At 36.1% G+C, this 22598-nt stretch carries 18 protein-coding genes; 3 read left to right on the plus strand and 15 right to left on the minus strand.

Annotation, left to right across the window (positions count from 1 at the left end):
• Nucleotides 1–66: 66 nt before the first annotated feature.
• The 8 genes from H3T47_RS06610 to H3T47_RS06645 form a co-directional block, all read right to left on the minus strand.
• Nucleotides 67–4374, minus strand: coding sequence for a PolC-type DNA polymerase III (locus H3T47_RS06610; protein ID WP_199282946.1), 4308 nt, complete (start codon nt 4372–4374; stop codon nt 67–69).
• A 5-nt stretch (nt 4375–4379) separates the two neighbouring features.
• Nucleotides 4380–6080, minus strand: a complete 1701-nt coding sequence (locus tag H3T47_RS06615; protein ID WP_199282947.1) for a proline--tRNA ligase — start codon at nt 6078–6080, stop codon at nt 4380–4382.
• Between the two features lie 26 nt (nt 6081–6106).
• Complete coding sequence (gene rseP, locus H3T47_RS06620) at nt 6107–7363, minus strand: RIP metalloprotease RseP (RefSeq protein WP_199282948.1); 1257 nt, start codon at nt 7361–7363, stop codon at nt 6107–6109.
• 10 nt (nt 7364–7373) lie between these two features.
• Complete coding sequence (locus H3T47_RS06625) at nt 7374–8171, minus strand: phosphatidate cytidylyltransferase (protein WP_038522967.1); 798 nt, start codon at nt 8169–8171, stop codon at nt 7374–7376.
• 8 nt (nt 8172–8179) lie between these two features.
• Nucleotides 8180–8914, minus strand: coding sequence for an isoprenyl transferase (locus tag H3T47_RS06630; RefSeq protein ID WP_038522970.1), 735 nt, complete (start codon nt 8912–8914; stop codon nt 8180–8182).
• A gap of 4 nt (nt 8915–8918) precedes the next feature.
• Entirely contained in the window at nt 8919–9476 is a 558-nt protein-coding gene (frr, locus tag H3T47_RS06635; protein WP_038522972.1) for a ribosome recycling factor, read from the minus strand.
• Complete coding sequence (gene pyrH / locus H3T47_RS06640) at nt 9469–10203, minus strand: UMP kinase (protein ID WP_038522975.1); 735 nt, start codon at nt 10201–10203, stop codon at nt 9469–9471. The genes frr and pyrH overlap by 8 nt, the downstream gene beginning before the upstream one ends.
• Before the next feature lie 171 nt (nt 10204–10374).
• A complete protein-coding gene (locus H3T47_RS06645) occupies nt 10375–11286 on the minus strand; it encodes an ROK family protein (protein WP_199282949.1) in 912 nt (303 codons plus the stop codon).
• Between the two features lie 203 nt (nt 11287–11489).
• On the opposite strand from H3T47_RS06645, the gene H3T47_RS06650 reads away from it, so the two are divergent.
• A complete protein-coding gene (locus H3T47_RS06650; protein ID WP_199282950.1) occupies nt 11490–12614 on the plus strand; it encodes an acyltransferase in 1125 nt (374 codons plus the stop codon).
• A gap of 38 nt (nt 12615–12652) precedes the next feature.
• Here the strand turns inward: H3T47_RS06650 and H3T47_RS06655 are convergent, their stop codons facing one another.
• The 5 genes from H3T47_RS06655 to H3T47_RS06675 all read right to left on the minus strand — a co-directional run bounded on the left by H3T47_RS06655 (nt 12653) and on the right by H3T47_RS06675 (nt 17279).
• Nucleotides 12653–12835: a hypothetical protein gene (locus tag H3T47_RS06655; protein WP_109918483.1), complete on the minus strand. Its 183-nt coding sequence runs from the start codon at nt 12833–12835 to the stop codon at nt 12653–12655.
• 135 nt (nt 12836–12970) lie between these two features.
• Nucleotides 12971–14218: a DUF3883 domain-containing protein gene (locus H3T47_RS06660; protein WP_199282951.1), complete on the minus strand. Its 1248-nt coding sequence runs from the start codon at nt 14216–14218 to the stop codon at nt 12971–12973.
• A gap of 155 nt (nt 14219–14373) precedes the next feature.
• Entirely contained in the window at nt 14374–15249 is an 876-nt protein-coding gene (gene tsf, locus H3T47_RS06665; protein WP_046327234.1) for a translation elongation factor Ts, read from the minus strand.
• Between the two features lie 39 nt (nt 15250–15288).
• Nucleotides 15289–16092 (minus strand): 30S ribosomal protein S2, encoded by an 804-nt coding sequence (rpsB, locus tag H3T47_RS06670; protein ID WP_038522991.1) that lies wholly within the window; start codon nt 16090–16092, stop codon nt 15289–15291.
• Nucleotides 16093–16247: 155 nt separating this feature from the next.
• Complete coding sequence (locus tag H3T47_RS06675) at nt 16248–17279, minus strand: GIY-YIG nuclease family protein (RefSeq protein WP_199282952.1); 1032 nt, start codon at nt 17277–17279, stop codon at nt 16248–16250.
• Nucleotides 17280–17337: 58 nt separating this feature from the next.
• Between H3T47_RS06675 and H3T47_RS06680 the strand changes: the two genes are divergently transcribed.
• Together H3T47_RS06680 and H3T47_RS06685 are read left to right on the plus strand one after the other, a co-directional pair.
• Nucleotides 17338–17952, plus strand: coding sequence for a 1-acyl-sn-glycerol-3-phosphate acyltransferase (locus H3T47_RS06680; RefSeq protein ID WP_199282953.1), 615 nt, complete (start codon nt 17338–17340; stop codon nt 17950–17952).
• A gap of 86 nt (nt 17953–18038) precedes the next feature.
• Complete coding sequence (locus tag H3T47_RS06685; RefSeq protein ID WP_199282954.1) at nt 18039–19214, plus strand: cyclopropane-fatty-acyl-phospholipid synthase family protein; 1176 nt, start codon at nt 18039–18041, stop codon at nt 19212–19214.
• Nucleotides 19215–19282: 68 nt separating this feature from the next.
• On the opposite strand, the gene H3T47_RS06690 is transcribed toward H3T47_RS06685, so the two are convergent.
• Together H3T47_RS06690 and H3T47_RS06695 are read right to left on the minus strand one after the other, a co-directional pair.
• On the minus strand, nt 19283–20683 hold the full coding sequence (locus tag H3T47_RS06690) for an FAD-binding oxidoreductase (protein ID WP_038523003.1): 1401 nt from the start codon (nt 20681–20683) through the stop codon (nt 19283–19285).
• Between the two features lie 122 nt (nt 20684–20805).
• Entirely contained in the window at nt 20806–22596 is a 1791-nt protein-coding gene (locus tag H3T47_RS06695) for an ABC transporter ATP-binding protein (RefSeq protein ID WP_199282955.1), read from the minus strand.
• Between the last annotated feature and the right edge of the window lie 2 nt (nt 22597–22598).

Genomic DNA, 22598 nt, shown 5'->3' on the forward strand with positions numbered 1-22598 from the left:
CACTCCGAATTATCTATTCGAACTTCTTTATCAAAGTATATCACATTTATATTATTACTGCAAAACTTAAAAGAGTGAAAGCTGATTTTGTTCCGGCATTCCTGCCAATACTTCATTTTCTTCCAAGTAATCCATAATTGTTTGAGATACCTTGCCCCGGTTTGCCAGGTCTTCTTTTGACAAGAACTTTTGCTCAGTTCTGGCAGCAACTATTTGTTTTGCAGCATTATTGCCTAATCCAGGGACGGCATTGAACGGTGCCAAAATTGTATGCTGATCAATTATTTTAAAATTAGTGGCTTCAGACTGATTAATATCAACCATTTTAATTTTAATTCCGCGCTCTAGGCACTCGTTCGCAATCTCAAGAACTGTGAGTAAACTTTTATCTTTTGCTGAAGCATCATTACCCTGATTTTGAATATCAGCCATTGCCTTTTTAACAGTATTTTTACCATGACTCATAGCCACCAAGTCGAACAAGTCAGCCCGAACTGAAAAATAAGCTGTGTAATAAATTTCAGGATAATAAACTTTAAACCAGGCAATTCTTAAAGCCATTAAAATGTAGGCAGTAGCGTGTGCCTTAGGAAACATATATTTAATTTTCAGACATGACGGAATATACCAATCAGGTATTTTATCATTTTGCTTCAAAACAGCCATGTCATCGTCACTAATTCCGCGACCATGACGTACCGATTCCATTGTGGAAAAAGCTACTTCGGGTTTAACACCCCAGTGAATTAAGTCCATCATGATATTGTCCCTACAACCAATAACATCCTTCAGTTTGCAAGTACCATTATTGACTAATTCTTCAGCATTTCCCAGCCAAACATCAGTACCATGTGATAGTCCAGAAATCTGCAGTAATTCTGAAAAAGTAGTTGGCTTAGTTTCTTCCAGCATGCCCCGGACAAATCTAGTACCAAATTCCGGCACACCTAATGTTCCAGTTTCTGACTGAATTTGTTCTGGCGTTACGCCGAGAATTTTAGGACTAGAAAAAAGTGACATCACTCCCGGATCATCAGGTGGGATAGTTAACGGGTCAACCCCAGAAAGATCTTGCAACATTCTAATCATAGTAGGATCATCATGACCTAAAATATCAAATTTTAGAATGTTATCATGGATTGAATGAAAGTCAAAGTGTGTTGTTAGCCATGCAGCATTAACATCATCTGCAGGATACTGAACAGGCGTAAAATCATAGATATCCATATCATCTGGAACTACAACAATACCAGCCGGATGTTGTCCAGTGGTGCGTTTGACACCGCTGACACCAGCTGCAAGTCGGTCTAATTCAGCTCCACGCAAATTTAATTCTTTCTCCTCATCATAATGCTTGGCATAACCATAGGCCGTTTTATCGGCTACTGTAGCTATTGTGCCAGCACGATACGAGTTTGCCGGACCAAACATTACGCGAATAAAGTTATGAGCCACCGGTTGATAGTCACCAGAGAAATTCAAATCAATATCAGGAACCTTATCACCATGAAAGCCTAAAAATGTAGCAAACGGAATATCTTGACCGTCTTTAACCAACTTTGCGCCACAATCAGGACATTTTTTATCAGGCAAGTCATAACCTGACCCATATTCACCATTTTCAAAAAATTGGGAATACTGACATTGCGGACAACGATAATGTGGTGGTAATGGATTGACCTCAGTAATACCAGACATTGTCGCAACCAAACTGGAACCGACAGAACCCCGCGAACCAACCAAGTAACCATCTTTATTTGATTTAGCTACCAACCGCTGTGAAATTAAATAAATGACAGCGTAGCCATTGGAAATAATGGAATTAAGTTCCATATCAAGCCGGTCTTGCACAATTTTAGGCAAAGGATCACCATATAGTTCATGTGCTTTATCGTATGTCAAATGCTTCATTTCTTCATCAGCATTATCAATGTGCGGTGGGTAAAGTCCATCTTTTATCGGTGAAATTTCTTCAATAGACGCCGCAATTTTATTAGGATTAGTGATGACAATTTCTTTTGCCGCTTCTTCACCTAAAAAACTAAACGCGTCAAGCATTTCCTGCGTGGTATAGAAATGCATATCAGGTTGCTTTTTGTTACGATCTGGATTGCTGCGTTGAGCCGAAATTAAGATTGTCCGGTAAATAGCATCGTGTTCTTCAACATAGTGTGCATCCCCAGTGGCAACAACGGGTTTATTCAGTTCTTTTCCGAGTTTATAGATATTAGTTAAAATTTCTTCCAGCTCTTTTTCATCGGCAATTAAATGATCTTCAATCATAATAGAATAATTAGCTGGTGGCTGTATTTCTAAATAATCGTAAAAACGGGCTTTTTTCCGGGCTTCATCATAACCTTTCTGCATCATTGCCACGAAAACATCGCCTTCTGAGCAACCAGAACCATAGAGCAGACCATCGTGATTTTTTACCAAATCAGATTTAGGTGTGCGCGGAATGCGGTAAAAATCTTTGGTACTGGCAATTGAAACTAAACGGTACATATTCTTTAAACCAGCCTGATTTTTAGCCAGAATAGTCATATGCTGTGGACGTGCCCTCTTAAACACTTGACCATGAGCAGCATAATCATTCATTTTGCCTAAATCATCTTCATGGTATTTTTTGTTAAAAGCATCTAAAAGCTTAAACATTAAATAGCCTGTTGCTTCTGCATCTTGATTAGCTCTGTGGTGATGCTCAAGGACAACATTATACTTTTTAGCAAGGGAATCTAATGTATGTCTTGTCTGTTCCGGATGAAGCAAACGTGATACTTCCAACGTATCAACCACGGGCTGGGTAATTTCTGCTAGATGGGCTCGTCTCAAGGCCGCGTTAACAAAGCCCACGTCAAACTGGACATTATGCCCGCAAAGAGGACGATCGCCATAGAAATCCTGAAATTGCTTAATTACTACAGCTTCATCATCAGCTGCTCCTACCATTTCATCAGTAATTGAAGTCAGATTAATAGTTTGTTCGCTTAACGGGTGATGCGGATTGATAAACTTATCAAACCTTTCTAACACTTCTCCGTTTTTCATTTTTACGGCGCCGATTTCAATAATTGTATCGTAAACAGATGAAAGCCCAGTGGTCTCAACGTCAAAAATAACAAATTCACGATCTTTGTATGTCATCGAAGCTGGATTAATAACCAACAAAGCGTGATCATCAATCATATTTGCTTCTAGGCCGTAAATTATTTTTACGCCATTTTTTTTGCCGGCATTATATGCTTCCGGAAAAGCTTGCACGTCCGCATGATCTGTTATTGCTATTGCTTTTTGGCCAAACTTTTTAGCTGCTAAAACAAAATCCGTTGCAGTATTCGTAGCATCAAGTTGGCTCATATTTGTATGTAAGTGCAACTCGACTCTTTTTTCATCACCCTGAAATTTTTCAGTCCTACCAATATGCTTTACCACTTCAAATGACGAAATGTTAAATACAATATCATGGCTATACTGGTCTTGTGACGCAGAACCCTGCATTTTGGCCCATGTTCCTGGCTTCACATCACGCATACTTTGGATCTGCTCATCATCAGAAATAAATTTTTTAAATGAAATTGAGTCAGTATAATCTGTTATTTCTCCAGTAAAAAGTAGTGAGCCAGTTTTAAGTTCACGACTGGAAATGTTAAAAATATTGCCTTCAATAACTACATTTCTACTTCCGTCAGTAACTTCTTTTATTTGAGAAACAGGTATACTTTCATCTAGCTTACGATTACCGTAACGGGTCTTTTTGGTTGGAAAAGAAGTAGGAGCTGGTTTTTCCTGAGGTGGTGCAGCATCATATTTTTCCTGCATATTCTGTTCATGCTGCTGCTGCAATTTTTGCAAACTGGCTAAATTATTTTGTGAATTCTCCTCGTCTACTTTTGTCACAAATTTTAAGTTAAAAAAGCCAAAATTTCTCATTTCTTCAGCTAATTGGTCAAGCATTCCTTGTTCCAACAAGCCGTCAACAATTAGATTGTCAACAGGAATGACCCAGCGACCATTTTCTTTTTCTGGTTTATGACTTGAAATAAATTCACGCGCTACCTGTTGCAATGCGTTAGAGTTTTGTACAGCAAACTGCCAGTAATCAGTTAAGTAGTCATCTGAGCCATCTTGAGAACGCACAAATAAATGAGTATTGACAAATGAGGAAAAATTGGCTGTTATTGCCTTATTTAAAGCATTATAAGTTTCAAATTTTAACGGTGTAGTAAAAAGAACATGGATATCCCACCTGTGTTCTTTAGCGTAAACATCCACGTTCTCAATTTCGCCTTTTTGCAGTAAATCATTATCTGCAAATTCTTGCGGAAACTTTATCTGCTGCAATAACCTTAAAAATAGTTTATTTTTATCAGTCACGAAAATTACCTTAACTCTTTATTAATAAAATCGTCCAATTCGGACAATGTCATTTCTGTAGCTTTATCTTCAGTAGGCTTTTTAACCTCGACTACTCCTTCACTGGCTTTTTTACCAACCGTTACTCTCACTGGAGCACCTAGTAAATCAGCATCAGCAAATTTGACGCCTGCTCGTTCATTGCGATCATCATATAATACATCATACTTAGCACTATATTTTTCTTCAAGTTTTTGAGCTAAAGAAGTTTGATCATCATCTTTCATTTTCATTTGCACAATATGCAAATCAAATGGAGCAATTTCTTTTGGCCAAGCAATACCATTTGGGGTCAAATGTTGTTCAATAACAGCAGACAAAACTCTGGTAACGCCTATCCCATATGAACCCATAATAACTGGTTGCGATTTGCCATTTTGATCCAAAAAGTTAGCGCCCATAGCTTTAGTGTAATAGGTTCCCAGTTTAAAAATGTGTCCTACTTCAATAGTAGTTGTGAATTTTAATGGTAAATGATCAATTGGATCTGGTTCACCTTCATTAGCAACACGAATATCTCCGAATAGGTCTGGAGTAAAATCGCGGTTTAAATTCACATTTTTAATTTGGTAACCAAATTTATTTGCGCCTACAACAACATTATATAGATTTTTAACAGTATTATCTGCTACTACTTTATCAGCCCAATCAGCTTTAAGTGGACCAACGCTGCCTTTACCAACGCCAGTTATGTTTGCTAATTCTTCATCAGTAGCAATTCTAAGTGAGTCAACATCAAGTAAATGCTTTAATTTTACTTCATTGACCTCTTTATCACCACGAATCAAGACTAGGATGTTTTCTTTTTCATTAGCAACATAAAGCACACTCTTAACAATTCTAGTTGCTGGAATATTTAAAAATTTAACCAAGTCTGCGATACTCTCTTGTTCAGGAGTTGCAACTTCTGCTAATTGACCCGGTTCCTCTTTTTCTTGCTTGAACGTGTCAATACTGCATGCCATTTCCAAATTGGCTGAATAGGTACCAGTTTCGTTGGTCGCAATAGTATCCTCACCAATTGCTGCGGGAGCCTGGAATTCAGTTGAGTTCTTGCCTCCCATAGTGCCGGAATCGGCTATTACAGGAGTAACCTTTAAGCCGCAACGCTCAAAAGCGGCCGTAAATGCTTTTTTCTCATCATCAAATTGCTGATCAAGCTGTTCTTTAGTAGCAGCAAAACTGTAAGCATCAAGCATGATAAATTCACGCGATCTTAATAAACCAAAACGGGGTCTATTTTCATCTCTAAATTTAGATTGAATTTGGAAAAGAGCAATAGGCATTTGCTTATAGCTTTTTAAATCTTTAGCAACAATATCAGTAAATGTTTCTTCATGGGTTGGCCCAAGCAGGCTTTGACGACCATGTCTGTCCTTCAATTTAAACATTTCCGGACCATACTTTTGCCATCTGCCTGATTCTTCCCATAGGGTAGCGGGTAATAAATTTGGCATTGCCATTTCGGGCACATTAATCTTTGCCATTTCTTCCCGCATTATTTGCTCGGCTTTACTTAGTACTCTGTAGCCTAAAGGCAAATAAGCATAGACTCCAGCTGTAACCTGACGAACATAGCCGCCCCGGAGCATAAGTTTATGACTTTCAGCTACAGCATCTGCTGGTGCTTCTTTTAAAGTCGGCATAAATAATTTAGATTGTCGCATTAAATTTCTCTCCCAAACTAATATTTTTATTTAATAAAGTAGCGATAGATGTCGTTACCCGTAACTGCAATAATTAAAATAAGTAATAAGCCGAAGCCAATTAATTCAACCATTGCTTCGTGATTTTCAGAAATTGGTTTACCTCTGAAAATTTCTATAATGTTCAGTAAAAACTTGCCGCCGTCAAGACCTGGTATTGGAATTAAATTGACAATGCCCAAGTTAATTGAAATCATAGCTAAGAAAGCCAGAATATAGGTAAAGCCCATTTGTGACACTTGCGAAGTCTGTGAATAAATTCCTACTGGTCCGGAGAGTTTATTTAAACTAAAATGTCTAAAAAGCCCTCCAACTGCCTGAAAAATCAGACCAGTAGTCGAAACCGCTGTATCCCAGCCACGCTTAAACTTTGCTCCTATTCTTTCATCACCTTTGGCTCCAATACCAATTTGATAAACTTTTTGTCCTTGATCTTCAACAGGATTTGGCTTTAAGGATACCGTCTTTTTTTGTGCATCTTTAGTGAACGTAACGGTCACTTTTTTCCCTTTGCTGTTATTGATTGCTGTAGAAACTTGGGCAAAAGAATTTATTTTATGACCATTAACTGCCTTTATTTGTGAACCGGGTTCAATTTGGGCATTTGCAGCCGGTGAATTGGGCAAAACTTCCGCAATTGTAGTAGTTGCTGGACCTGGCACTGTAAAAGTCCAAATCAGAAAAACTACAAATCCCAAAATAATATTCATTAAGGGACCAGCAACATTGGTTGCCAGTTTTTGCCAAACATTTGCTTCTTGGAATTGTGTATCTCTGGGTGCAATAATCAATTCCGTTTTAGATTGGTCAATAATGGTGGCATCATGGTTAACATGATAAGTGACCAGCTTATCTTCTTCACCATTTTCATATCCGGAAATTAATAGTGCATCTACCAGATCAACTTTAGTAATTTGCAAAGGAATGCCAGCAATAGGTACATCTGATTCGGATGCATCAATTCTAACTACTTCTTTTTGCTGATTAAGTTGCAAAACTACTCTCATACCGGGAGCTAAAGTTGTGTCATCATCTTTACTTGCCAAACGCACATAACCTCCTAAAGGAAGCCAGCGGATGGTATATGTAGTAGGATTGCGTCGAACTTGAAAAAGTTTAGGACCCATGCCGATAGAAAATTCACGCACTAAAATACCGCATTTCTTTGCGACAATAAAATGCCCAAATTCATGTACAAAGACCAATATTCCAAATACAACTAAAAAGATAAGTATACCTTTCACAAGAACCCTCCTAGTGTATGATTCCTAGTAAAGCTGCAAATACGGGTAAAACAAATAGCATACTATCGAAGCGATCCAAAATACCACCGTGACCAGGCAAGATTTTGCCAGAGTCTTTAACACCATAATAGCGTTTATAGGCGGACTCAACTAAATCGCCCATTTGTCCTACAATTGACAAAACAAATGCAAAAATTATCATTTCAACTTGTGGATGGTGCAAGTCAACAAAGTAAACATAAATTGCGGCACAAATTACGGCACAAACTGTACCTCCGATTGATCCTTCCCAAGTTTTGTTGGGACTAATAACAGGCCATAGCTTGTGTTTACCTATTTTACGTCCAATCATGTAAGCACCGGTATCAGTCAACCAAACAACTACAAAAACGTAGCAAAGTAGCGCAAGTCCATTATTGGCATTTCTGATGCCTGCCATGTAATGAAAACCCGTACCAACATATAGTGAGCCTAACGTATAAACAGCTACGTCATCAAACGAAGTATTATTCTTGGTTAAAACTGTCCAAGTCAGCATCAACATGATGAGAGCAAAATAGATGCCGTATTTAGTCCAATGAAATGGCAGTGAGTTAATAAAACTATCAGGTACTGCCCAGGTTATTGTCGCTAATAAAGCTAATAAAAAGTTTACTGAAACTAATATTTGCTTTTTCATTAAAAAGAATTCACTAATTCCTACGGCTGCAAAAGCAACAGTGAGCCAGTCCATCCAGAGCCCGCCCATAACGACAATAGGAATAAATAATATTAAAGCAATTACTGCTGTGATCACACGTTGTTTCATAAAATTACCTAACTATCTGATTCATCAACTTTACCAAAACGGCGATGACGGTTTTGAAAGTCCTCAACCAATTTTACCAAATCTTCCTTGGTAAAATCCGGCCAATTTTTCTCGCTAAAAGCTAACTCAGAATATGCCAATTGCCAAAGCATGAAATTGGAAATTCTTTGTTCACCCGAGGTTCTAATGAGCAAATCTGGATCACTATATTGCCCGAGACTTGCTGTCATTAATCTTTGAGAAATCATTTTTTCATCAATATCAGCAGCAGAAATTGAACCTGTCGCAACTAAAGTAGCTAGCTCTTTAACAGCCGTCGTAATTTCTCTTCTTGAGCCGTAATTAAACGCAAAGTTTAAAACAAGTCCGCTGTTATTAGCAGTTTCAGCCATCGCTCTTTGCACAACATCATAAGTTTTAGATGGCAATTCATTCAAATAACCCATAATGTTGACTTTGACATTTTCCTTCATCAATGTAGGCATAAATTTATCAAAAAAACGTACAGGTAAATTCATGAGATAAGCTACTTCTTCTTTCGGCCTGGCCCAATTTTCAGTGGAAAATGCGTATAAAGATAAAACCTTTATTCCCAGTTCATTAGCTGCCAAAGTAATTCTTTTAACATTATTCATGCCCTCATAATGACCTGCAATGCGTTTCTTGCCTTGCCTAGTAGCCCAGCGACCATTGCCATCCATAATGATAGCCAAATGGTTCAATTGATTCTTTTTTTCTGCCATCTAATCAGCCTTGAGTAATTTCCTTACGTTTTTCCTCTGCAAGCTTGTCAATCTTTTTGGTTGCATCATCAGTAACCTTTTGTACTTGCTTTTCTAGATTACGTTGCTCGTCTTCAGTTATTTCATCGTCTTTTTGCTGTTTTTTCAAGCTAGTCATTGCATCACGACGAACATTTCTAATAGCTATCTTGCCTTCTTCAGCCAATTTATTTACTTCTTTAGCAATTTCTTGGCGTCTTTCACCAGTCAATTGTGGAATTACCAACCTAATGACTTTGCCATCATTTGCTGGTGTTAAACCTAGGTTAGATGCTAACAGAGCATGTTCAATATTATCAAGACTATTTTGATCATAGGGTGTAATTAGTAAAACCCTTGGTTCAGGAATAGTCACACTAGACATTTGAGTTAACGGTGTCGGTGCACCATAATAGTCGACTTTAACACCTTCAAGCAAGGCAGCATTAGCTACACCGGCTCTAATAGAGCTCAGGTTTTTCTCAAAGACGGTAATCGACTTTTTCATGTTTTCCTGAGCTTTTTTGATTGCATCATTATTCATTATTTTTTTCTCCTCCAATCATTGTGCCGATATTCTCACCCATGACAACCTTCTTAATATTGCCTTCAGTATTAACATTGAAAACAATAAGCGGTATGTTTGTATCCATTGAAAGTGAGCTGGCGGTTCTATCCATGACTTTTAAGTTTTTAGAGATAATATCTAATTGGGAAAGTTCGCTGTACTTTTTAGCATTAGGGTCAATCTTTGGATCAGCAGAGTAGACTCCATCAACTCCATTCTTGGCCATTAAAATTACATCTGCCCCGATTTCAGCTGCTCTTAAAGCTGCTGTAGTATCAGTTGAGAAATATGGGTTTCCTGTACCTCCACCCATAATCACCACTCGTCCTTTTTCCAAGTGACGAATAGCTTTTCTTCTAATGTATGGCTCAGCAATCTGTCTCATTTCAATAGAAGTTTGTAATCTAGTAGGAACACCAATATGTTCAAGACCATCTTGAAGGGCTAAACCATTCATTATTGTGGCAAGCATACCCATATAATCTGCTTGTGAGCGTTCCATACCTAGTTTGGCACCAGTCTCTCCGCGCCACATGTTACCGCCTCCGCATACGATACCGATGTCAACGCCTAAATCATGCACCGACTTGATTTCTTTTGCCAGATGCCCAATTACAGTAGGACTAATGCCAGTTCCTTCATCTCCAGCTAAAGCTTCACCAGAAATTTTCAAAACTACTCGCTTATATTTAACTTTAGTCATGACAACCTCCTCTATTAACTTTAGTTATTCTACCATATAAAGACTGCAAATGTGGACTTAGAAATAAAAGAGAGAGATTTCTTAAAAAAGGCTTTTGCTAAATCATGAAAGAATAGTAAAAAATCCTGAGGTGATTTAACTTCAGGATTAATTTTTAATAAAAGAGAAATATTAATATTTATTCTCTCTATTAATTTGTAGCAGTAAATTATAAAGAGAACCGTACAAATTTGATTCATTTCTAAAATGAGCAGAAACAATGCTTGGCTTAGTCAATGTACTGCCAATTATAGGATTATATTCGTTTACTAATTTGTCATACGCTTTATTGATACCATTGATTAAAAGCGGCTGAGCGCTAATTCCGCCACCAATAGCTACTTTATTAATATCAACCACAGTTTGCATATTAAGGATCAGAACGGCAATTTTAAAACAATAATCATGGAAAATTGCAACAGCTTCCGGAACGCCTTCTTTTATAACTTCAAAGGCATGTAGACCATCATTTTCATCTTGATAATTAACTTTTTGATTAACGGCTTTAACAAATTTGACTGCCGAGCCATTAACTCCAAGCGCTCCTTGCATATCTTTAGGAAGAGAAAGGTTGCTAATCATAAAACTTAATTCTCCAGCCTGATAATGCGTACCGCGCAAAAGATGTCCGTTAATTATTATACCGCCGCCAACACCTGTTCCTAAAGTGATAGCGGCACAGTTAGTCTCATCTTTCAAACTTCCGAGCCAATTTTCAGCCAAAACGCTGGCCTTGCCATCATTAATCACCGCTACAGGAATGTGGAATTTCCTGCCATAGATTTCCGCAAAATCAATCCCATCTAAAAAAGGTAGTGAACCACCAAATCTAATCTTGGTATTTTCAATCTTGCCCGGGGAACAAAAAGCTATGCCTTTTACTTCATCTATGTGGTTTTTTACAATTTGATCTACATCGCTTAAAAATTGTTCTTTGTTTTGCTTAGTTGGTATCTTACTCTTTTTTATAATATTACCAGCAGAGTTTAAGACAGCAAATTTGATTTCGGTACCACCAATATCAACAGTTAAATAATTTCTCATATATCCCTTGTAATTCCTTATCTAAAAAGCTCAATGCATTTTTGCAGCAGCAATAAAAATTATATTTTAAAAAAGTATAAATTCCAACCCCCCTAATTTTGAAAATGAGATTATCAAAAAATAATTGAATAAGCTTCTTTACTTCTATCATATTTTTTAAAATAATAAATGCAAGACTTAGTATTAAATAAGGATCTGAGTAAATGAAAAAATACCCCTATCCAGCTTATAAAAAAGCTGATATTGGTGATTATCTTAAAGTGTTTGCTTGCATAGCAGTCATGACTCAACCAATAATGTCTCTAATTATGGCTGAAGGGCAATCTTACTATACCCAGGACATTTTTGGCATCATGTATAACTTAGTTAAATATACAGCACCAGCATTTATTTTTGGCATACTTTATTCCACTATCCGCACTTGTGATCTAACTGGCAGATTTTCTTATCAAAAATACCTGCGCTCAAATTGGTCAAATCTTTTTGTTCCAACTATATGGTGGACTTTAATTTACTTACTAGGAATGCCGTGGTTACAACCAGTAAATAAGTTTACCAACTTCTGGTCATTTTGTTGGCACTTTGTTAGTGGCAACGCTGCACCTCATTTATGGTACAACACCATGATGTTGCAATTTATCATTTTAATGCCTTTTTTCTGGGCCCTTAGCCGCTTTATTGGTAAAGATGTCAAACGAGGCATCACTGTAGCAATCATAACTTTTATCTTCTATTTTGTTTGGCTTAGATTCTATGATTATTTTGTTTTTCATGGCCAGCAAAAAAGAAGTTGGTACCTTCTTGATCGTCTTTTTATATCATTTTTTATTTATGCGGTATATGGTGTACTCGCTTGGCAACTGCGAGATTATGTTAATACGCTTTTGCAAAGATTTTGGTGGCTAATATTGATTGCCTTTGGCGGATGCTTTTTTTGGACTAACTTTGAATTACAAAATTTTGGTCACCCGGTACTTTTTGCTAATGCACCATATTATAAACCGTCAATGACTTTTTATTGCTTAGCAGTCATTGCCTTAATTTCGTCTTTTTGCTTGTATCAAGTCAGAAAAAATTCAAAAATTAGTCTACAGGTTTTTCACTTTTTAGCCGCTTACGCCTACCGAGCTTATTTATCAAATGTCTTTTGGGACCAAATTATTTGGTATGGCTTAAATATCAAACATTATGCCATTCTCCATCCTTTTTGCAGCTTTTGGGCGACCTGGTTATTAACGTGGCTATTATCTTTTGCATCAGCATATTTTTTACATGTTTTCTGGGCTAATACTAAAAACTATTTACAAAACAAAATAAAAAGGCACTGATTAGTGCCATAAATATTTTTTAAAATGCTTCTATCTAATTAAGTAATTTCCATTACAAATGCTGCGCCTTGCGGAGTAGATAGAAAAATTGCCCCGGCAATTAAGATTAAACCAGTTAAAAAAAGCGTGACCTTAACTGATTGAGACGTGTTTTTGGCAAAACACAAATATATTAAAAATGCCCCGACTGCTAATGAAATTAGCATTACCCAAAATCCCATAAGTTTTCACCGTCCTTAAAATAATCTTAATTACAGAATAGATGATAGTTTTAATAATATAAAGGAAATTTGAAAAGCTTAATTCTAATTAAATCACTTTTACTTTAACTTAACATTAAAAAATCTTGACTTGAATCAATCTTCTCTTTTTACCTGAACATTAACCAGGTAATTAAGAGCTGTCATTTTAATGTCTTTTGCATTAAAAGGATCTTCAATGAGAGAAATTACTGGCTGCTGTCCTACCGAAAAGAATACTTGGTAAATCCAATAATTTTTTAAGACCTTTGATTTTTCAAGTTCATTGTGAGAGATATAAAAACTAAAACTATTGCTCCTATTTCCTTTTGTTGTTTTTACTTCTATATATCTTGGAGTACCATCTAGCTCATAAGATAAAATATCATATCCCAATGAATCATCAACTTTAGATTCCCATTCCACATTTAGATTATTGAAATCTTTCAGCCTTTTAACCTCACTATTAAAAACAATTTCTTCTCCAATCATACCTAGCTTGATGTTTTTTTGCTCTTTAGTTACATAATCAATTTTTGCTTTATTATGCTCCTGATGTCTCTTTTTTTTACTAGAGTCCAAAAAATGAGTAATACTTTCGGTGATTATTATTGGATTATTATATATTTCTTTATATGAATATTCTTTATCTTCAGGGATTTGTGGAGTTTCAATATCATAAGATTGGTGTTTTAGCCTATTAGGATAATCAGAACTATTTAATTTCTTAGCATTGGGAAAAAGAAAATAAAGATAATTACCATATTCAATATTAGACCAGTTTTTAAGCGCTTTATCCTTTCTTTTCATATCAATTAACATTTTTTGCAACTCATAAATTGACATATTTTTTAAATCTTTTGTCTGATAAAACTGTGATAAAAAGTATGTCAGTGGTTCCTTTGCAAAAATATTTAAGTATTTATAAGGATAATAAACAGATAATATTTTATACTTGAATATATCTGAAAGTGGAATAGCATCAATTTCTTTACTCGTATTATCTTTTTTGCCTAAGTCAATAATTTTGACAATTGCGGCTTTCAAATCAGTAAAAGACTGATTTACATTATTTCTTTGCCAGGCTTTTGTAACAACGTAATCTTGTTTTTGTTGGCTATAATAAATGCCAAATTTTTTTGAATTTGAGCCCTTCATACTTCCTAGTTTGTCCAATTCAAATTCAAGCCTATAACAAAAACTGTTTTTATTTTTCTTACCAACAACAAAATTATCGATTTTCATATTATTTTTGATATATTCTATCGTGAAAGTTTTTGTAAAAGGTAATCTTAATTGTTCTAATTTATCTTCTTCATTAATATATGAAGATAGCATATAATCAAAATCAGTTAATTTTCTCATAGTAATCCTCAAATTTACTTTAACTATATCTTATTCCTGCTGACACATTCCTACCACTAGGTTAACACTGTTTCAATTTAATTTGGTGTAAATCTCATAAACGACAAAAAACCTTATCCTAATGGATAAGGTTTTTTATAAAGAATTATCAAATATTATTTCATTTGTTCTTTTACTTCAGCAGCAAAGTCTTCTTGCTTCTTTTCGATACCTTCGCCAACTTCGTAACGCTTGTAGCCAACAACTTCGCAACCTTCAGACTTAGCGTATTCAGCAACAGTCATGTCACCATCTTTAACGTATGGTTGATCAACTAAGCATATTTCGCTAAGGTACTTGTTTACTCTACCTTCAACAATCTTAGGAATAATATTTGCTGGCTTACCTTCATTTTCTGTTTCTTTAGTGAAAACAGCCTTTTGACGGTCAAAATCAGCCTTTGGCACAGAGTCCTTATCAAGATATTCTGGATTGATTGCTGCAACGTGCATAGCAATGTTCTTGGCAGCTTCTTCACTGTTACCTTTTAAAGTAACAACAGCAACAATTGCACCGCCGTTGTGCTTATAAGCACCGAAAACTTCATCATCGTTTTTGGTAATCAAATCAAATCTTCTTAAAGTGATTTTTTCACCAATAACGGCAGTAAGGTTAGTAATTTCTTCACCAATTGTGGAATTGCCCATTGGAGATTTTAATGCTTCCTCAACGTTAGCTGGTTTAGCTGCTAAAATCGCCTTAGTCACATCATCAACTAATTTGATAAATTTATCATTTGAAGAAACAAAATCAGTTTCAGAATTGATTTCGACTACAACAGCATTATTTCCTTCAAAAGCATATTCAGCTAGACCTTCAGCGGCAATACGACCACTCTTCTTAGCAGCTTTTGCAACACCATTTTCTCTTAAAATGTCAATTGCTTTTTCAATATCGCCGTCAGCTTTAACCAAAGCCTTTTTGGAATCCATCATTCCGGCACCGGTACGGTCACGCAATTCTTTTACTTGTTTAGCAGTAATATTTGCCATTATTTATCCTTCCAAATAAAAACTTATTATTAACTAAGACTAGTCTTCATCTGATTCAGAAGTTTCTTCAGCTTCAACTGCTTTTTCAGCATCATTTTCAGCTTCAGCATTTTTATCTTCTGCACCTTTAGCCATCTCTGCTTCAGCACTGTCATCATCTTGACCTTGCTTACCTTCGATAACAGCATCAGCCATAGCACCTGAAATTAAACGAATAGCACGAATAGCATCGTCATTTGCAGGAATAACTACGTCAACTGGATCTGGATCAGTATTAGTATCAACCATAGCTACTACAGGAATTCCAAGAATGTTGGCCTCGTGAACAGCAATCTTTTCCTTCTTTGGATCAACTACGAATAAAACATCAGGAATTCTAGGCATATCTTCAATACCGCCTAAAAATCTTTCTAATTTATCCTTTTCTTTAGTCAAAAGAGAAGCTTCCTTCTTTGGCAATACATCAAATGTGCCGTCTTCTGACATCTTCTTTAAATCTTTTAATCTTTGTACTCGGCTCTGGATAGTCTTCCAGTTAGTCAATGTACCACCTAACCAGCGTTGGTTAACGTAGTATTGACCAGCACGAGTAGCTTCTTCAGCAATTGAATCTTGAGCTTGCTTCTTAGTACCAACAAATAGGATAACGCCACCATTTTGAGCAACGGCTCTAACAAATGAATAAGCATCATCTAACATTTTAATGGTTTTTTGCAAATCAATGATATAAATTCCATTTCTTTGCGTGAAAATATAAGGAGCCATCTTAGGATCCCATCTTCTAGTTTGATGTCCAAAATGAACACCAGCTTCAAGTAATTGCTTCATAGAAACTACTGACATATTAACTTCCTCCTACGGTTTTATTCTTCTCAAGCGGTCATCTCAGTATTTCACCATTGTGTGGCACCAAAATACTGATTGCTCTTGATGTTTTTTACATATATGCAACATGGCATACGATAAAATAATACTAGATTATGGCTAAAGATGCAAGACTAAAAGTCAACTTTATGCTCTCTTAAAAATTGCTCTTTCCACTGTCGCGAATGATGTTTAAACCAATATTCTCTTTTAAGAGCCAATTTCTTGTCCTGAAATTCTTCGTGGTAAATCATTTTCACGGGTCTTCTTGATTTAGTATATTTTGCTCCTTTGCCGGTATTATGAGCTTTAAGCCTTTTTGCCAAATCATCGGTAAAGCCCCCATAAAAGCTGCCATCATGACAGAGCAGTACATAAAAATAATAAGTTTTATCTTTTCCTCGTTCTGCTTTATCGCTATCTGTTTCGCGGATGATATGTTGAATTGCTGGAAGATAATTTCCTTGCTTGTCGTGAACCTCAATTGCATCTTTAAGCACCAAGCCATCACTACCGGTATGCTTAACGGCCTCAATAATAATCAGATTGCTGTCTTCGCCGCGATGAGAAACATAGGGCTGTACGACTTTAATACTCAGATCATGCTTAAGACAAAAATACGCAATTTCATTTAATCGCTCAGGTCGATGCACCATAAACATTTTACCTTTCATTTTGAGCAGTCCGCTTGCCACCGTGATTATTTCTTCTAAATTTATTAACAATTCATGACGAGCAATAGCTTTAGCTGGATCAGGATTAACCTTGTGATTTTGTGCTACTTTAAAATAAGGCGGATTAACAACGATCACATCATAGGAATCTTTACGCAAAAAGTCTGGAGCATCTTTAACGTTTTTTTGGAAAACCTGAATTCTGTTCTCCATTTGATTTAGGGCTATGGAACGCCGAGCTTGTGAAACAACCTCTTTTTGGATTTCAACAGCATCATAATGAGCACGATTAAAGTATGCCATGTACATTGTCGCGGCACAATTACCAGCACATAAATCAGCAACTTTAGAATTATCTTTAATAGCGTCTTTAGCAGCAGCAGCTAAAAGCAAGGTATCTAAAGAAAAACTAAAAGAAGTGTTATTCTGAATAATTCTCAGGTTATCGCTATACATATAATCAATTCGTTCATTTTTCAATAATTTTTCCATAAAGATTTATCCTCTCTCGCAGCTTTGCTATAATATTTTACATCAATTGGAGGAAATTATGTTTTATCATTTCATTCGTCCGGTAGCAAGACTCATAGTCTGGCTATTAAACGGACATTTACATGTTAACCACAAAGAGAGAATTCCTGACGGCAATTATATTTTGGCTGCCCCACACCGCACGTGGTGGGAACCAATTCTCTTTGCCTTAGCAGCCAGCCCGAAAGAGTTTATGTTCATGGCAAAAATAGAATTGTTCAAAAATCCAATATTAAGATTTATTTTAAAGCATGCCCATGCTTTTCCGGTTGACCGTGACCATCCCGGTCCATCAGCTCTCAAAACGCCTATTAAAGGCTTAAGAAACGGCAATTATTCATTAATCATTTTCCCCTCTGGCACCAGGCATTCTTCTGAAATGAAAGGCGGAACAATTGCAATTTCTAAGCTGTCAAATAAGCCGATTGTACCCGTAGTTTATCAAGGACCTCTAACATTTACCGGTTTATTAAAGCGGCAACCTTTAGAAGTATGTTTTGGTGAGCCATTTATGGTTGATCGTAAAATAAAATTAACTCATGAAAATGAAGCAATGCTTGACAATAAGTTGAAAAAAGCCTGGGATAAAATCGATCACGAACAAAATCCCAATTTTCACTATTTACCCAGATAAAAATTATAGTACACAATCTCCAAGTCTTTTTTTCAAAACGAGTGTTAGAATATTATTGTAGAAAATCTAGACGGAGGAATTTAAAATTGTTGGAAAAAACTTTTTATAGGACTATGTTAAGCAAATCTTTTCCCTTTCCTGTTAAGGTAACTTACTGGGATGGTAAAAGTGAAGTTTACGGAAATGGTACTCCAGATATAGAGATTATTTTCAATGAAAAGATACCGACTAGTGCTATTTCTAAAAATGCTTCCCTTGCTCTAGGCGAAGCATACATGGATAAAAAAATTGAGATCAAAGGCAGTTTGCAAAAATTAATTTGTGGTGCTTATGAGAGTGCTGATAGTTTTATGCGCTCAAGTAAATTCCGCAAGTTCCTACCAAAAGAAAAACACACTGAGGAACAAAGTGAAAAGGATGTTCAAAGCCATTATGATATTGGTAATGATTTTTACAAGTTATGGCTTGATCCTACATTAACTTATTCATGTGCTTATTTTGAAGACGGAAACGAAGATTTAGAAGCTGCACAGTTAGCAAAAATTCATCATATCTTGAATAAACTACATCCTGAAAAAGGGAAAACTTTACTCGATATAGGCTGTGGCTGGGGCACTTTAATGCTAATTGCCGCTAAAGAATATGGCTTAAAAGTAACTGGTGTCACACTCAGTGAAGAACAGTACAAATTAGTCCAGAAGAAAATTTACGATCAAAATTTACAAGATGTTGCCGAAGTAAAACTGGAAGATTACCGTGAACTGGGAAACCAGCAGTGGGACTACATTACATCTGTGGGAATGTTTGAACATGTTGGTAAAGAAAATTTAGGAAAATATTTTGCTGATGTAGCCAAGTACCTCAAGAAGGACGGAATTGCTCTTATTCATGGCATTACTCGTCAACAAGGTGGAGCCAAAAATGCCTGGATCAATAAGTATATATTCCCGGGTGGTTATGTGCCTGGTTTGACCGAAAATGTTAACCACATAGTTGAAAATGGCATGCAGATAGACGATCTGGAAATGCTTAGAAGACATTATCAGAAAACCTTGGAAATTTGGGACAGTAATTTTAACAGCAAACGAGACGAAATTCAGAAAAATATGGGTGAGCGTTTTACCCGTATGTGGGATTTGTACTTGCAAGCTTGCGCCGCTTCTTTTGAATCAGGCAATATTGATGTAGTACAGTATTTGCTAACTAAGGGTCCTTCTGGTAAAAACTTACCGATGACTCGAAAATATATGCTGGCTAAATAAAAAAAAGCTGATAAACATTTATCAGCTTTTTTATTTTGCATTTATATTTCAGTTTCTACTTTTAAAACTTACGGTTTAAAAATCTTACCTGGGTTAACAATGTAGTTTGGATCAAATAATCTCTTAACCTTACGCAGTAAGTCAGTATAATCCTTACCGTAAAAGTCTTCATAGTAGTTTGCTCTAGCATAACCAATTCCGTGTTCACCAGACATATTACCATCAAGAGATTTAGCAGTTTTATATAGCTCAGAAATAACTTTGTCACTCGTTTTAGCATATTCTTCATCTGTCATATCATCTGAGCAGAGGTAAATGTGCAGGTTGCCGTCTCCAGCATGACCAAAGTTTGGAATACGAATATTTAGTTGCTTTTCTAATTCTTCAATCCGATCCAAAACTACTGGAATATGGTTAATTGGAACACAAACATCAATTTCATCCATCTTTGGTGTTGAATTCTGAATAGCAAGTAGCAATTCTTCACGGCATTTCCAAATCTTCTTAGCTTCTTCTGAGTCAGCACTTAAAACAATTGCTTTTTCTGCTTTAAATGGTTTGACAGCTTCCAAAGTTTCATTCAATTCTTCACGCCATTCATTTTCTGTGAAGGAGTCTAAGCCGATAATGATAAAACCATCACCATGCTTAATTGGAAATTCATCTTTTGCGTAAGTTTCCCATAATTTAACAACTTTACGTCCCATAAATTCAACTGTAGTTGGTACCACACCTGACTTCAAAATTGCTGGTACAGATCTAATTGCATCATTTAAAGTTGGAAATGGAATAATAGCATTAATTGACTTGTGCGGTCTTGGGTAAAGACGAATTGTTACCTCTGTGACAACGCCTAAAGTACCTTCTGAACCAATAATCAGGTCACGTAACGAATAGCCAGATGAAGATTTAACTGCTTTAGAGCCAAATTTATACAATTTACCATTAGTCAAAACTACTTTGATTTCACGGATATGTTCTCTAGTAACTCCATACTTGATAGCTTTAAGTCCACCAGCATTGGTTGAAACATTGCCGCCAATAGTAGCCCAGTGCATAGCAGGTGCCGGCATGTACATAAACGGTTTATCTGCAAGGTATTCATCAAGGTCCTTTAAGCGTAAACCTGCTTGCACAGTCATGGTCAAGCTTTCTGGATCATATTCCAAAACCTTGTTCATTTTAATCATGTCAAGTGAAATTCCGCCATCGACTGCTAAGTTGGCACCCATTAAGCCAGTTGAATTACCTCTTGGAACTAAAGGTATTTTATTGTCATTGGCATATTTAACTACATGCATAACTTCTTCGTTAGTTACTGGTTGAATAACCAAATCAGGCATGGCTTTTACAGTCCCAAATTGATCATGATCCCAGTGTGTGGTTGGTTTGGTAATAAATCTCTCTGGGTCAGAAATGAATTTTCTTAAGTTATCAAGATCAGTTTGATTAATTTTATGATATTCCATTGTAATTCCCTTCTTAAAAAATCATAATTTAGCTACTGCTAACATGATAAATTTACTCTATAATGTAAACGCTGTCAATAGCTATCATAAAAAAGCACAAAGTTTTATCTTTGTGCTTTTTTTCACTTTTGGCTATTTTGCAAGGTGTATAAATTATAATAATAACCTTTTTGTGAAAGAAGTTTTTCGTGATTACCTCTTTCAACAATTTTACCGTCATTTAAAACAATAATCTGGTCTGCGTCAACAATCGTTGAAAGCCTGTGTGCAATAGCTAAAGTGGTACGACCCTTACGCAGGCGTTTCAGTCCTTGTTGAATTAATGTCTCCGTTTCGGTATCAACATTTGCAGTAGCTTCATCCAAAACTAAAATTTTAGGATCGGTTACTAAAGTTCTGGCAAAAGAAATTAACTGTCTTTGACCCTGACTGAATTCACTACCACCTTCACCAACTTTAGCATGATATTTACCCGGGAGGTTTTCGATAAAAATATCAGCTTGAACTGTTTCGGCCGCTGCTTTTATCTGCTCATCAGTAATATTTTTGTTGTACAAGCGAATATTCGAATTAATATCACCGTAAAACATAAAAGGTTCCTGTAAAACTAAGCCTAATTTTTTACGTAATTCCTCTTTAGGATATTTCTTAATGTCAACTCCGTCTATCAAGACCTCGCCTTTATAAAATTCATAAAAGCGCATCATCACGTTGATAATAGAACTTTTTCCGGAACCGGTGTGTCCCACAATTCCTAACGTTTCGCCTGGATTAACAGTGAATGAGATATCATGTAGTATTTCGTTCTTGCCATCATAAGAAAAACTTACATGTTTGAACTCAATCTTACCCTGGTTAATTGTCAAACCCGCTTCAGCATTCTGTTGGGGTTCATAATCAGTATTGTCCAAAATACGAAAAATTCTTTTACCGGCAACAATTCCGTCTTGGAAGAAGGTCATTTGATCCATCATATTTGCAATTGGATTAAAGAATTGCGAAATATATTGTGAAAAGGCATAAACCACACCTGCTGGTACAAACGTTTCTCTCAAAGGAAAACCAAAGTACATTAGGGTCAGTGCTAAAGCAAGGGAATAAAGCAAACTAGTTAACGGTGAAAGCAAGAGCGAATTAAGGTTGATCATATCAAACCTGGTTTTCATTAAAGCATGGTTTTCATTTTCAAAATTATTAGTCATGCGATCTTCCTGCTTAAACTGCTGAATTAAGGAGACGCCCTCAATCGACTCGTTTAAGTTAGTATTGATACGACTCAGTCTTTCACGATAACTACGATAAAGTTTTGAACTTCTTTTCGAATATTGCCAGATAATCACTAAGAGCAGTGGTAAAAATGCCAATACTATAAAGCCGGCTGTCACATTTGTTGAAAACATTGCCACCATGGCGGAAATGATAGAGAAGAATGACATGACCACACTTGACAAAACGGTCAGGAAATTACTCAAAGTCATGGTATCATTTGTCACTCTTGAAACAATTGAACCTGCTGGAGTTTGGTCAAAATAGCGCATCCCTAGTGTGTGCAACTTTTTGTATAATTCAGCACGCAAGCCTTCAAGTGATTTTTCAGAACCTAAAGCAAAAAAATATTCATAAGTAAATTGCAAGATACCTTTAATTACTGAACCGAAGGCGTAAAGAAAACCTGCAAATAAAATGACCTGTGTTGTTACATCAGTTTTAACCAAGAAGTTATCAAGAAAATACTGTAAACCGTAAGGCAATAGCACATTAATAATACTTACAAGGAGAGCACCAATGCCCGCGATTATCATTTCATTTTTAAAATGCAAGACAAAACGCAGAAGTCGTCTAAATATGCTAAGTTGTTCTTTTACCGGAATTTCCTGAGACCAAACAGACTGGAAAGATTTTTCATCATCCATAT

The sequence above is a fragment of the Lactobacillus sp. W8093 genome, from assembly GCF_016100925.1.
Taxonomy (GTDB): domain Bacteria; phylum Bacillota; class Bacilli; order Lactobacillales; family Lactobacillaceae; genus Lactobacillus; species Lactobacillus helsingborgensis.